The sequence below is a fragment of the Pseudomonas sp. GXM4 genome, from assembly GCF_008923895.1.
Lineage (GTDB): Bacteria > Pseudomonadota > Gammaproteobacteria > Pseudomonadales > Pseudomonadaceae > Aquipseudomonas > Aquipseudomonas atacamensis.
Map to the genome: position 1 here is coordinate 1 of NZ_WBRZ01000168.1, position 12,779 is coordinate 12,779.

Here is a 12,779-nt window from a genome sequence, read left to right on the forward strand (position 1 = left end):
AGGCGGAGTTACATTCAACAACTTCGTTGAGTGACAGACCGCTTTCGCGAGCAGGCTCGCTCCCACAGGGTTTTGCGCTGTTGCGAACTTAGCGGATCAGGCGTCGAGGCCGAGGATATCGCGAGCCACTGCCTCGGCAATGCGAATCCCGTCAACACCCGCCGAGAGAATCCCGCCGGCATAGCCCGCGCCTTCACCGGCCGGGAACAGGCCTTTGACGTTCATGCTCTGCAGCGACTCATTGCGGGTGATGCGCAGCGGCGATGAAGTGCGCGTCTCGATCCCGGTCAGCACGGCGTCGTGCAGCGAATAACCGCGAATCTGCTTCTCGAACGCGGGCAAGGCTTCACGGATCGCCTCAATGGCAAAGTCGGGCAGCGCCAAGGCCAGATCGCCCAGCGCCACGCCTGGCTTGTACGACGGCTCGACTTCGCCCAGCTCGGTCGATGGAATGTCGTTGATAAAGTCGCCAACCAGTTGCGCCGGGGCCTTGTAGTCGCTGCCGCCCAGAATGAACGCGTGGGATTCCAGGCGCTCCTGCAACTCGATACCGGCGAGCGGGCCGCCCGGATAATCGACTTCCGGGGTGATGCCGACGACGATGCCGGAGTTGGCATTACGCTCGTTGCGCGAGTACTGGCTCATGCCATTGGTGACCACGCGATTCGGTTCCGACGTCGCCGCGACCACAGTGCCGCCCGGGCACATGCAGAAGCTGTAGACCGAACGCCCGTTCTTGGCGTGGTGCACCAGCTTGTAATCGGCAGCACCGAGTTTCGGGTGGCCGGCGTATTTGCCCAGGCGCGCGCGGTCGATCAGTGACTGCGGATGTTCGATGCGGAAACCCACCGAGAACGGCTTGGCTTCCATGAACACGCCACGGCTGTGGAGCATGCGGAAGGTGTCGCGGGCACTGTGGCCGAGGGCCAGAACCACATGCTTCGAATGCAGGGTTTCGCCGCTGGCCAGTTGCACGCCGACCAGTTGGCCGTCTTCGATCAGCACGTCGCTGACGCGCTCCTGGAAGCGCACTTCACCGCCCAGTTCGCGGATCTGCTCGCGCATGTTTTCGACCATGCCGGTCAGGCGGAACGTACCGATGTGCGGCTTGCTGACGTAGAGGATTTCTTCCGGCGCACCGGCCTTGACGAACTCGTGCAGGACTTTGCGGCCGAGGAATTTCGGGTCCTTGATCTGGCTGTACAGCTTGCCGTCGGAGAACGTGCCCGCGCCGCCTTCGCCAAACTGTACGTTGGACTCGGGATTGAGCACGCTTTTGCGCCACAGGCCCCAAGTGTCCTTGGTGCGCTGACGGACTTCGGTGCCGCGTTCGAGAATGATCGGTTTGAAGCCCATCTGCGCCAGCAGCAGGCCGGCGAAGATGCCGCACGGGCCGAAACCGACGACGATCGGCCGTTGGCCGAGATCGCTCGGTGCCTGGCCGACGAATTTGTAGCTGACATCCGGCGCCACGTTGACGTTACGGTCGTCGGCGAACTTGCCCAACACTCTGGCCTCGTCGCGTACGTTGAGGTCGATGGTGTAGATGAAGCACAGTTCGGAGGACTTTTTGCGCGCGTCATAGCTGCGCTTGAACAAGGTGAAATCGAGCAGATCATCACTGGCGATGCCCAGGCGTTGCACGATGGCGGTGCGCAGGTCTTTTTCGGGATGGTCGATTGGCAGCTTGAGTTCAGTGATTCGTAACATGGCGGGGATCCGGATTCGCGGGGCGCACAACTGCGCCAGGGCGTTTGAAGGCGGCGATTATAAGCCGCCGCGAGCGGATCCGTGGGGGAAAAACGATCAGTCGTTGCGTGCGCCGCCGAAATAGCCGCAGCCGCGCTGGACCTGACCGTCGATACGCAATTCGGCGCTCATGTGCTGCACGCTGCCGGTGCTGCTGTCGACGCAGCGCTGTGGCGCGACCCACAATTCGATGCGCTGGTTGTTGGCTTCGCTGCTGAGATTGAAGCGGCCGTCGCCCAGTTGCTCTTCCACATACGGCACGGCCAGTGGTGGCTGACCGTCGCGCTCGATGACCATGCCTTTGCCGCTGACCTTCACATTCCACTCCGGGCCATGGCCGGCGGCGCGCAGGATCAGCAGTTTGAAATTCGGATCGTCGCAGGCCGTGCCCGAGCGCTCGACGCGATACAACTGGCCGAGGTCGAGACGATCGCCGGAAACCTTGCCGCGCACATCGGCAAACAGCTTGCCCTGCTCGTCGGCGAGGGTGGCGGCTTCTTGCAGGACGCTGGTGCCGCCGATGTCGTTGACCACCAGTTGCCGCTGCTCCTGGCACGGCTGGAACACCAGTTTGCCGTCGGCTGCGGTCAGTTGCCCCTGCATCCGCGTCTGCCCGGCATGGGACACACTTTCACGCTGGCCGTCGAACAACTGGCAGGCGGCAAACATCGGCAGCAGGGCAACGAGGACGAACGAACGGGCAACACGCATCTTTGGCTCTCCAGACAAGTGCTGCCACGTTACGCAGCCTGACCGTTCATCACAAGGGCCTTAACCCACGTGAAAGGTCTGACCGGTTTGCAGGCCTTCGACACTTTTCGCGTAGGCCAATGCCACTTCCGCTGCAGCAACCGGCTTGAAGCCACGGAAGTAGGGCGCGTACTTGCCCAGGGCTTCAGTCACCACGGTCGGGCTCACCGAGTTTACCCGCAGGCCACGCGGCAGTTCGATGGCGGCGGCGCGGACGAAGCTGTCGAGGGCGCCGTTGACCAGCGCTGCCGAAGCGCCGCTGCGAATCGGGTCGTGGCTGAGCACGCCGGTGGTGAAGGTGAACGAGGCGCCGTCATTGGCGAACTCGCGGCCGATCAGCAGCAGATTGACCTGGCCCATCAACTTGTCTTTCAGGCCGAGGGCGAAGCTGTCCCCAGTCATCTCGTCCAGCGCTGCAAACGTCACGTTGCCCGCCGCGCAGATTAAGGCATCGAACTTGCCGGTCTGTTCGAACAGCTTGCGGATCGACGCGCTGTCGCTGATATCCACCTGCAAGTCACCGCTGTTGCGACCGATACGAATGACCTCGTGGCGTTGCGACAACTCTTTGTCCACCGCCGAACCGATGGTGCCGCCTGCGCCTATCAACAGAATTTTCATCGAGCTGTACCTCATGTGTGAATGAGGTTTCAGTCTAGAGTGGTTTTTTCTGCGGATAAGCGCACTAATAGGCAACCTTTGGTTTTCAAATGGAAACAATCCATGAGCGAAATGGATGACCTTGCCGCGTTTGCCGTGCTGATCGAAGCCGGCAGTTTTACCCTGGCCGCGCAGCAGTTGGGCTGCAGCAAGGGCCAACTCTCCAAGCGCATCAGCCAGCTCGAAGCACAATTCAGTGTGGTGCTGCTGCAACGCACGACCCGGCGCTTGAGCCTGACGGCGGCAGGGGCGGCGCTGCTGCCGCAGGCGCAGGCGTTGGTGGTTCAGGTCGAACGCGCGCGGCAGGCTTTGGCGCGTTTGAAGGACGACATGGCCGGCCCGGTGCGCATGACGGTTCCGGTGTCGCTCGGCGAGACCTTCTTCGATGGCTTGCTGCTGGAGTTTTCCGGGCAATACCCGGAGGTGCAGATCGAGCTGGAGCTGGACAACAGCTATCGCGATCTGGCCCGCGATGGCTTTGATCTGGCGATTCGCGCCGAAGTGGCCAATGACGATCGGCTGGTGGCCAGGCCGCTGTTGGCGTGGCACGAAATGACCTGCGCCAGCCCGGCCTACCTTGAGCGCTTCAGCGAGCCGGCGACGCCCCATGCCTTGGCCGAGCATCGTTGCCTGCTCAACAGCCATTACAGCGGCCGCGAAGAATGGCTGTATCACCAGCAGCACGAGTTGTTGCGGGTGCGGGTTTCGGGTCCGTTTGCCAGCAATCACTACAGCCTGTTGAAGAAAGCAGCGCTGTCCGGCGCCGGCATCGCGCGTTTGCCGTCGTATCTGCTGCAAGCGGAACTGGCGGACGGCCGCTTGCGCTGGCTGCTGCGCGATTACCAGACCCGACGCATGCCGATGTATCTGGTGCACCCGTATCAGGGGGGATTGCCGAAACGCACGCAGGTGCTCGCGGATTATCTGATGGGCTGGTTCAAGCGCAGTGGCGAGGCGCTGGATCGACTCCAGTCCTGACATCGAACTTGTGTAGGAGCTGCCGAAGGCTGCGATCTTTTGATCTTGCTTCTAAAAATCAAAAGATCGCAGCCTTCGGCAGCTCCTACAGTTTCAGGTCAGCCTTGGAATCGGCGGGCAATCAGATGATCGATCGACAACCTGCCCGGCCCGGTCGCCATCAGATACAGCAACACCGCCGCCCAAGTGCCATGGGTCGGGTAGGCATCCGGGTAGACAAACAGTTGGATAGTCAGGGTCATGCCCAGCAGCGCCAGCGCCGAAAACCGTGTGGCGAAGCCGAGCAGAATCAACAGCGGAAACACATGCTCGGCAAAAGCCGCCAGATGCGCGGCAATTTCCGGCGACAGCAGCGGCAGGTTGTACTCGCTCTGAAACAGCGGAATCGTCGAATCGGCCAAGCGTGGCCAGCCCAGTTCAAAGGTGCCGTCAATCAAGTCGACGGCCAGTCCTTCGACCTTGGTTTGCCCGGATTTCCAGAACACCGCAGCGATGGAAAAACGCGCGATGAAGGCAATCAGGCTGTGCGGGATTTTTTCGAACAGCGCGATGACGCGCAGGATAAAAGCGTTCATAGCAACTCCTTGTAATTCAGCTGGGTGATCGCGTTATGCGCAATCAGTAAGGCGAGGGTTTGGGCGAGATCGAACGGCGGGCTGTTTTCTGCCGCCGCGAGCAGTGGCGAGCCCTGGAGCAGATGACCAATGAACACGCTCGCACCCGGTTCAAGAGCGAACACCTCAACGTCGAGACCATTGCGCAGCACCAGGGCATGCTGGCCTTGATTGAGGCCAATGCCCGCCAGACTTGGCTCCTGCTGATGCGCGGCCCAGATCGCCACCACGGCATAGGCCGAGTCGAGCAGATGCAGCGAGGGATGCAGTTCGAAACACAGTTCACTCAGCGACTGCGGATCGGCCAGCGCGGCACTGACTTGGTCAGGCCGGATCGGCTGCGCATCGGCGGCGTGGTAGGCGACAGTACGCAAATGCTCGAGTCGCGCGACATCAGCCACATAAGGCACGCCGGCAATGGGTTCGAATTGTGCGATGAAGTCGGCGAAGTGCTCGCCATAGCGGCTCATCAACGGACTGTGTGGCGGCTGACTCTGGACGAAAATCGCTGCCATGGCGCGGAAGAACTCCTCGCCGACCAATTGCAGCACCACCGGATAGCTGTCGGCCAGGGCATTGATCAACGAGCTCTGCACGTTGTTGCGATAGACCGCAAAACGTCGCGACGGATCGGCGCCGTTGCGGCTGCACAGGCCCTTGGGATACGGCAGTTGCGCATTGAGCAGGGCGGCGGCGAAGTCCGCTTGCGTGCTCATGCCGCACGCTCCGCGCGGCGCAACAGCGTCTCGGCTTGCTGCGCTTCGGCGAGCAAAACGTCGAAGGCCGGCACCTGATTATCCCGTTCGATCAGCGTCGCTACCGGGCCGATACGTTGCAGCACTTGCCGGTACAGATCCCAGACGGCCTGATCAATCGGCGCGCCGTGATCGTCGATCAGCAAGCGGTCGCCGAGGTTGTCGCAATCTTCAGCGAAGCCGGCCAGATGAATCTCGCCGACTGCGTGCAGCGGTAACGCATCGAGGTAGGCCAAAGGATCGCGCTGATGGTTTATGCACGACACGTAGACATTATTGACGTCGAGCAACAAGCCGCAGCCGCTGCGGCGGATCACTTCGCCGATGAACTCGGCCTCGTCGATCGTCGAGTGCTCAAATCCCAGATAGGTCGCCGGGTTCTCCAGCAGCATCGGTCGTTTCAGAGTGTTCTGCACCTGGTCTATGTGCGCACAGACGCGGTTCAGTGTCGGCGTGTCGTAAGCCAGTGGCAGCAGGTCATTGAGGAACACCGGGCCGTGGCTCGACCATGCCAGATGTTCGGAAAAGGCTTGCGGTTGATAGCGCTCGATCAGCTCGGCGAGGCGTTTGAGGTGCTGGCTGTCCAGCGGGCCTTCGCCACCGATCGACAGGCCCACGCCGTGCAATGACAGCGGGTACTGTTGGCGAATCAGACCGAGAAAATGATGAAAAGGGCCGCCGGCCACCATGTAGTTTTCGGCGTGGACTTCGAAGAAACCGAGGTCCGGTACGGAGCCGAGCACTTCGAGGAAGTGCCCGGTCTTGAGCCCCAGCCCGGCGCGGGCAGGGAGCTCGGTGCGAGCTGCCTGAGTGCGCGGCAGGGACGGTTCGTGATGACTGAACATGGGCGTCACTCAGGCAGGACGTGGATCAGGACTTGGCTTTGAAGGCTTCGAGCTGACCGAAACCGGTCGGCGAGGTTTTGCTTTCGGTGGTGGCGCAGGTGCCTTTCGGAACGAGCTTCCAGGCGTTGGCCTGATAGTCCATTTTCGCCGTGCCGGCGCAGGTAGTCCCGGCACCTGCGGCGCAATCATTTTTGCCCTTCATGGCCACGCCGAAGCATTTTTCCATGTTGGCATCGGCGGCCTGGGCGGTGGAGACAGTGGCGATGCTCAGAGCGGAACCGAGGGCCAGAACCAGGGCGGTGGCGGACAGGGTACGGGTAGTCGCAGTCATGATGTTTCTCCAGGTTTTTATCAGGGTTTCTGCAAGCGGTTTGCGCTTGCTTGTCCCTCTAGAGAACGGGTGGTGGGATGCGTTACAGGCGGGGCGAGAAATTTATAAAAAAATTCGGATTCAGCTGTATCCCTGTGGGAGCGAGCCTGCTCGCGAAGGCGGTGTGACATTCAACATTATTGGTGCGTGATACATCGCTTTCGCGAGCAGGCTCGCTCCCACAGAGGATCGGTGTTTTTCGTTTGGGCATGAAAAAACGGCCCGAAGGCCGTTTTTTTGTGCAGCGATAACACTCAACCGCCGAGGTACGCCTCGCGTACTTTCGGATCGGTCAGCAGCGCTTCACCGGTGCCTTGCATGACCACGCGGCCGTTCTCCAGAACGTAGGCGCGGTCGGCGATTTTCAGCGCCTGGTTGGCGTTCTGCTCGACCAGGAACACCGTCACACCGTCCTTGCGCAGCTGTTCGATGATGTCGAAGATCTGCTGGATGATGATCGGCGCCAGACCCAGCGATGGCTCGTCGAGCAGCAGCAGCTTGGGCTTGCTCATCAGCGCGCGGCCGATGGCGAGCATTTGCTGTTCGCCGCCGGACATGGTGCCGCCGCGCTGGTTGAAGCGTTCTTTCAGGCGTGGGAAAAGTCCGAGAACCTTGTCCATCTGTTCCTGGTAGTCGCCCTTGTCGGTGAAAAATCCGCCCATCGACAGGTTTTCTTCCACGGTCAGACGGGCGAACACCCGACGCCCTTCCGGGACCACGGCGATACTCTTGCGCATGATCTGCGACGAGTCCTGGCCGACCAGCTCCTCACCCATGTAGCGGATGCTGCCGCTGTGCGCCTGCGGCGAACCGCACAGCGTCATCAGCAGCGTGGATTTGCCGGCACCGTTGGCGCCGATCAGCGTCACGATTTCGCCCTGACGGACTTCGACGTTGACGCTGTGCAGGGCCTGGATCTTGCCGTAGAAGGTGGAAACGTTTTCGAACTGCAGCATTTACGCTTCCCCCAGGTAGGCTTTGATCACTTCAGGATTGTCGCGGATCTGTTCCGGCGTGCCGTCGGCCAGCGGCGTGCCCTGATTGATCACGACGATGTGGTCGGAAATGCTCATGACCAGTTTCATGTCGTGTTCGATCAGCAGCACGGTGACGTTGTGCTCTTCGCGCAACACACCGATCAGTGCCTTGAGGTCTTCGGTTTCCTTCGGGTTCAGGCCGGCGGCCGGTTCGTCGAGCATGAGAATCCGCGGACGGGTCATCATGCAGCGGGCGATTTCCAGACGCCGTTGCTGGCCGTAGGCGAGGGTGCCGGCGGTGCGGTTGGCGAACTCTTTGAGGTTGACCTTTTCCAGCCAGTACTCGGCAAATTCCATCGCCTCGCGCTCGCTTTTGCGGAACGCCGGGGTCTTGAACAGGCCGGACAGGAAGTTGGTGTTCAAGTGACGGTGCTGGGCGATCAACAGGTTCTCGACCGCGGTCATGTCCTTGAACAAACGCACGTTCTGGAAGGTCCGCACCACGCCTTTGAGGGCGATCTTGTGGCCCGGCAGGCCCTGGATTGGCTCGCCGTCGAGCAGGATGCTGCCGCCGGTAGGCTGATAGAAGCCGGTCAGGCAGTTGAACACGGTGGTCTTGCCGGCGCCGTTCGGGCCGATCAGTGCAACCACCTGCTTTTCCTTGACGGTCAGCGCCACGCCGTTGACCGCGAGCAAGCCGCCGAAGCGCATGCTCAGATTTTCGACTTTAAGGATCTCGCGGCTCATTTGCGCAACTCCATGTGTGGGCGTTGCATCGGCAGCAGACCTTGTGGACGCCAGATCATCATCAGCACCATCAGCGCACCGAACATCAACATGCGGTATTCGCTGAACTCACGCATCATTTCCGGCAACAGGATCATCACGATCGCCGCCAGAATCACGCCCAGTTGCGAGCCCATGCCACCCAACACGACGATGGCGAGGATGATCGCCGACTCGATGAAGGTGAACGACTCGGGCGTCACCAGACCCTGACGCGCAGCGAAGAAGCTGCCGGCGAAACCGGCGAACGCAGCACCCAGGGTGAAGGCGGAAAGCTTGATCACGGTCGGGTTCAGGCCCAGCGCACGGCAGGCGATTTCGTCTTCACGCAGCGCTTCCCACGCGCGACCGATCGGCATGCGCAGCAGACGGTTGATCACGAACAGCGCGGCCAGTGCGAGCAACAGCGCAACCAGGTAAAGGAAGATCACCTTGTTGATCGAGTTGTATTGCAGGCCGAAATACTCGTGGAACGTCTGCAGGCCTTCGGCGGCTTTGCGCTCGAAGGTCAGACCGAAGAACGTCGGTTTCTCGATGTTGCTGATGCCGTTCGGGCCACCGGTGATGTCGGTCAGGTTACGCAGGAACAGACGGATGATTTCGCCGAAACCCAAGGTCACGATCGCCAGATAGTCGCCACGCAGACGCAACACCGGGAAGCCCAGCAGGAAGCCGAACGTCGCCGCCATCAGGCCGGCAATCGGCAGGCAGATCCAGAAACTCAAGCCGTAGTAATGCGACAGCAGCGCGTAGCTGTAGGCGCCGACGGCGTAGAAACCGACGTAACCCAGGTCGAGCAGACCGGCCAGACCGACAACGATGTTCAGGCCCAGGCCGAGCATCACGTAGATCAGGATCAGCGTTGCGATATCCACCGCGCCACGGGAGCCGAAGAACGGCCAGACCAGGGCGATCAGAATCAGCGCAATGATGAAATAGCGCTGGGTGGTCGGCAGGGTCAGGAAGTTGCTGGCCTTGGCCGGGATCAGCGGCATGCCCGGCGAGGAGCGCCAGGCCTTGCTGATCTGCTGGTTGAACAGCACGCGCAAGAACATCAGCACCGAGCAGATCGCGATGGTCGCGAGTACCGCAGGGCTGGTGTTGTGTACTTCCAGATTGATGCCGACGATGGTCAGTTTCAGACCCAGTACCGGGTAGGCCACCGCCCACACCAGCAAGGCACTGAACAGTGCCTGTTTAAGATTCCTAGTCATACTTTCTCAACCTCCGGACGGCCCAGAATGCCGGTCGGACGGAACAACAGCACCAGAACCAGCAGGCCGAACGCAACGACGTCCTTGTACTGGTCGCCGAAGATATCGGCACCGAACGCTTCCGCTACACCGAGCACCAACCCGCCGAGCATGGCCCCGGGGATGCTGCCGATGCCGCCCAGTACCGCAGCGGTGAAGGCCTTGAGGCCGACGAGGAAACCGGCGTTGGGGTTGATCACGCCGTATTGCATGCTCAGCAGCACCGCAGCGACCGCCGCCAGCGCAGCACCGATGACGAAGGTCAGGGCGATGATGTTGTTGGTGTTGATGCCGAGCAGGTTGGCCATCTTGATGTCCTCGGCACAGGCGCGGCAGGCGCGGCCCAGACGGGAACGGGAGATGAACAGGGTCAGGCCGAGCATGGCGATCAGGGTCACCACGAACACCACGATCTGCATGTAGGAAATCAGCACTTCTTGTGCGCCACCCGGACCGAAGGCGAAGTTGCCCGGGATCAGGTTGGGGATAGCTTTGTCCTTGGAGTCTTGCGCCAGCAGAACGGTGTTCTGCAGGAATATCGACATACCGATGGCAGAAATCAGCGGGATCAGACGGTTGCTGCCGCGCAGGGGACGGTAGGCAATCCGTTCGATGCTGTAACCGTAGGAACTGGTGACGACGATGCTGGCGATGAACGCCGCAGTCATCAACAGCGGGACACTGTCGAGTCCCATCATGGTCAGCCCGGCGATGGCGATGAAGGCCACGTAGGAACCGATCATGTACACCTCGCCGTGGGCGAAGTTGATCATTCCAATGATGCCGTAGACCATCGTGTAGCCGATGGCGATCAGGGCATACATGCTGCCAACGTTGAGGCCGTTAACCAGCTGTTGGAAGAAGTGATAGAGGTCAGGCATTACAGCGCTCCTAAAAACCTGTACGCATTTCACTGGTGGAGTCATTTTCCCGCCCGGCCCCGTGGATCTCTATCCACTTCGAATCCGGGTTTTGCCAGCGAACCGCTGATGACGGTTTTGAGATTTTCAGGTGGGTCGACTGGCGGATCACGCCAGCGCGGCCCATACATTCGCAAAACAAAGCCCACGGCACGCCGTGGGCTTTATTGGCAGTCAGTCGGGCAAGGCCTTACTGAGGCGAAACTTCGGTTTTAGGTTTGCCGTTGTGCCACTCGTACACGACAAATTTGAAGTCCTTCAGGTCGCCCTTGTCGTCGAAGCTCAGGTCGCCGGTCGGGGTCTTGAACGAACCGGCGTGGATGGCTTCAGCCACTTTGGTAGCGTCTTCGGACTTGGCTGCCTTGATGCCTTCGGCAATCACGGTCACTGCCGAGTAGGACGGGAACACGAACGGACCGCTCGGATCTTCCTTCTTGGCTTTGAACGCGTCAGCCAGGGCAACGTTGGCCGGATCCTGGTCGAAGGATTTCGGCAGGGTCACCAGCAGGCCTTCGGACGCGTCCTTGGCGATCTGGGTGATCGAGTCGTTACCCACGCCTTCCGGACCCATGAAGCGGGCTTTCAGGCCTTTTTCCTGAGCCTGGCGCAGGATCAGGCCCAGCTCCGGGTGGTAGCCGCCGTAGTAGACGAAGTCGACGCCGGCTTGCTTGAGCTTGGCGATGATTGCGGAGAAGTCCTTGTCGCCGGCGTTGACGCCTTCGAAGACGGCAACCTTGGTGCCTTTCTTCTCGAGGGTCGATTTCACGGCGGTGGCGATGCCTTCACCGTACTGCTGTTTGTCGTGCAGCACGCCAACCACTTTCGGTTTCACGTGATCGGCGATGTAGTTGCCGGCGGCAGGGCCCTGGGCGCTGTCGAGACCGATGGTGCGGAAGATCATTTTGTAGCCACGGGCGGTGATGTCCGGGCTGGTGGCAGCCGGGGTGATCATGATCACGCCTTCGTCTTCGTAGATGTCCGAAGCAGGCTGGGTGGAGCTGGAGCACAGGTGACCGACCACGAACTTGACGCCGTCGTTGACGACCTTGTTCGCTACCGCTACCGCTTGTTTCGGATCACAGGCATCGTCGTATTCAACGGCTTCGAGTTTCTTGCCGTCGACGCCGCCCTTGGCGTTGATCTGCTCGATGGCCATCTTCGCGCCACTGAACTGCATGTCGCCGTACTGGGCTACTGGACCGGTTTTAGGACCGGCGATACCGATTTTGATGGTGTCAGCTGCGAACGAATGGCTGGCAACCCCGGCCAGAACCATAGCGGCAAACAGTTTGGAAATCTGCTTAGTAGCCTTAGTCATAGTGCTCCACTCTTACTGTTGTATTTTTTAGAGTTCTGGCGCCGTAGCAGCAGAACCGGGTCAGATATCTTTGCGATACCCTCCGGAAAATGCCCCGGCAACTGTACCGGTACAGTGTAGAGCGCCGCTTGATCAACTGGGAAGCGGGCGTCACGGGGCAAAACTTGGGGGTGTCGCATTTTTGAATGAAAGAGACAGAATTTCGGCGGGGCAATCGGGGGCATATATCCCAAAAGGCAGCATTCCCTGGCGTTCCTGCTCTTTTCGTTCGGTGCAGCGATTTGCAACCGGGTTTTTCTGACGGACCACCGACGTTATCATTCGCGTCGATTTCTTTTCCGGACAGCTCCCATGAATCAAGAACCTAGCACCCTCTATGCCAAGCTGCTTGGTGAAACGGCATCTATTACCTGGAAAGAGCTGGAGCCGTTCTTCGCCAAGGGTGCCCTATTGTGGGTCGACCCTGACCTGGATTTGATCGCCGCCGCCGAGGCCGTGGCATCGGATGAAGGCGAGAAAGTCGCGGCCTGGCTGGCCGACGACAAGGTCGCCAAGCTGTCTGAAACGCGGGCACTGGATATTTTCGAGCGTGATCCGCAGCTGTGGGCCGTGGTGGTTTCGCCGTGGATTCTGATCCAGGAAAGGGCGGCCGTTTAATTGCCTGCACCCTTTTGGTGCCTCGATTGCCGCGCCGCGAGTGTGTAGCGGAGTAGCGTGATGGCACCTTGCCGTGGAGAAATGCCACGCCTCACGGTGACGTAAACGTAACGGGAACAGTTTATGGAGCTGCCTGAGGGTTGCTTA

Annotated in this window: 14 protein-coding genes; 2 read left to right on the top strand and 12 right to left on the bottom strand. The window is 60.4% G+C overall.

Annotated elements, in window-relative coordinates; genetic code table 11:
* Window positions 1–96: 96 nt before the first annotated feature.
* The 3 genes from F8N49_RS19050 to F8N49_RS19060 all read right to left on the bottom strand — a co-directional run bounded on the left by F8N49_RS19050 (window position 97) and on the right by F8N49_RS19060 (window position 3,120).
* Complete coding sequence (locus F8N49_RS19050) at window positions 97–1,710, bottom strand: NAD(P)/FAD-dependent oxidoreductase (RefSeq protein ID WP_151552102.1); 1,614 nt, start codon at window positions 1,708–1,710, stop codon at window positions 97–99.
* A 96-nt stretch (window positions 1,711–1,806) separates the two neighbouring features.
* Window positions 1,807–2,460 carry a COG3650 family protein gene (locus F8N49_RS19055; RefSeq protein WP_110645952.1) on the bottom strand — a complete coding sequence of 218 codons (654 nt, stop codon included), beginning with the start codon at window positions 2,458–2,460 and terminating at the stop codon, window positions 1,807–1,809.
* Between the two features lie 60 nt (window positions 2,461–2,520).
* Window positions 2,521–3,120 (bottom strand): short chain dehydrogenase, encoded by a 600-nt coding sequence (locus F8N49_RS19060; protein WP_151552104.1) that lies wholly within the window; start codon window positions 3,118–3,120, stop codon window positions 2,521–2,523.
* Between the two features lie 102 nt (window positions 3,121–3,222).
* Between F8N49_RS19060 and F8N49_RS19065 the strand changes: the two genes are divergently transcribed.
* Window positions 3,223–4,137 carry a LysR family transcriptional regulator gene (locus F8N49_RS19065; protein WP_122882037.1) on the top strand — a complete coding sequence of 305 codons (915 nt, stop codon included), beginning with the start codon at window positions 3,223–3,225 and terminating at the stop codon, window positions 4,135–4,137.
* A 98-nt stretch (window positions 4,138–4,235) separates the two neighbouring features.
* Here F8N49_RS19065 and F8N49_RS19075 read toward each other — a convergent pair whose 3' ends face one another.
* The 9 genes from F8N49_RS19075 to F8N49_RS19115 all read right to left on the bottom strand — a co-directional run bounded on the left by F8N49_RS19075 (window position 4,236) and on the right by F8N49_RS19115 (window position 11,975).
* Complete coding sequence (locus tag F8N49_RS19075) at window positions 4,236–4,712, bottom strand: DoxX family protein (RefSeq protein ID WP_151552106.1); 477 nt, start codon at window positions 4,710–4,712, stop codon at window positions 4,236–4,238.
* Window positions 4,709–5,467: a DUF2063 domain-containing protein gene (locus F8N49_RS19080; RefSeq protein ID WP_151552108.1), complete on the bottom strand. Its 759-nt coding sequence runs from the start codon at window positions 5,465–5,467 to the stop codon at window positions 4,709–4,711. The genes F8N49_RS19075 and F8N49_RS19080 overlap by 4 nt, the downstream gene beginning before the upstream one ends.
* Complete coding sequence (locus F8N49_RS19085; RefSeq protein WP_123442976.1) at window positions 5,464–6,351, bottom strand: DUF692 domain-containing protein; 888 nt, start codon at window positions 6,349–6,351, stop codon at window positions 5,464–5,466. Before F8N49_RS19085 ends, F8N49_RS19080 begins: the two co-directional genes overlap by 4 nt.
* 25 nt (window positions 6,352–6,376) lie before the next feature.
* Entirely contained in the window at window positions 6,377–6,682 is a 306-nt protein-coding gene (locus F8N49_RS19090; RefSeq protein WP_016771358.1) for a DUF2282 domain-containing protein, read from the bottom strand.
* A gap of 293 nt (window positions 6,683–6,975) precedes the next feature.
* On the bottom strand, window positions 6,976–7,677 hold the full coding sequence (locus F8N49_RS19095; RefSeq protein ID WP_003222380.1) for an ABC transporter ATP-binding protein: 702 nt from the start codon (window positions 7,675–7,677) through the stop codon (window positions 6,976–6,978).
* Window positions 7,678–8,445, bottom strand: coding sequence for a high-affinity branched-chain amino acid ABC transporter ATP-binding protein LivG (livG, locus tag F8N49_RS19100; protein ID WP_016771357.1), 768 nt, complete (start codon window positions 8,443–8,445; stop codon window positions 7,678–7,680).
* Window positions 8,442–9,698, bottom strand: coding sequence for a high-affinity branched-chain amino acid ABC transporter permease LivM (locus F8N49_RS19105; RefSeq protein WP_016771356.1), 1,257 nt, complete (start codon window positions 9,696–9,698; stop codon window positions 8,442–8,444). Before F8N49_RS19105 ends, livG begins: the two co-directional genes overlap by 4 nt.
* Entirely contained in the window at window positions 9,695–10,618 is a 924-nt protein-coding gene (livH, locus tag F8N49_RS19110) for a high-affinity branched-chain amino acid ABC transporter permease LivH (protein ID WP_016771355.1), read from the bottom strand. Before livH ends, F8N49_RS19105 begins: the two co-directional genes overlap by 4 nt.
* A 229-nt stretch (window positions 10,619–10,847) precedes the next feature.
* The gene (locus F8N49_RS19115; RefSeq protein WP_016771354.1) at window positions 10,848–11,975 is read right to left on the bottom strand and encodes a branched-chain amino acid ABC transporter substrate-binding protein; all 1,128 of its coding nucleotides are present in this window, start codon (window positions 11,973–11,975) and stop codon (window positions 10,848–10,850) included.
* Window positions 11,976–12,326: 351 nt separating this feature from the next.
* Here F8N49_RS19115 and F8N49_RS19120 point away from each other — a divergent pair, with 351 nt between their 5' ends.
* The gene (locus F8N49_RS19120; protein ID WP_016771353.1) at window positions 12,327–12,632 is read left to right on the top strand and encodes a DUF2288 domain-containing protein; all 306 of its coding nucleotides are present in this window, start codon (window positions 12,327–12,329) and stop codon (window positions 12,630–12,632) included.
* The last annotated feature ends 147 nt before the right edge of the window (window positions 12,633–12,779 follow it).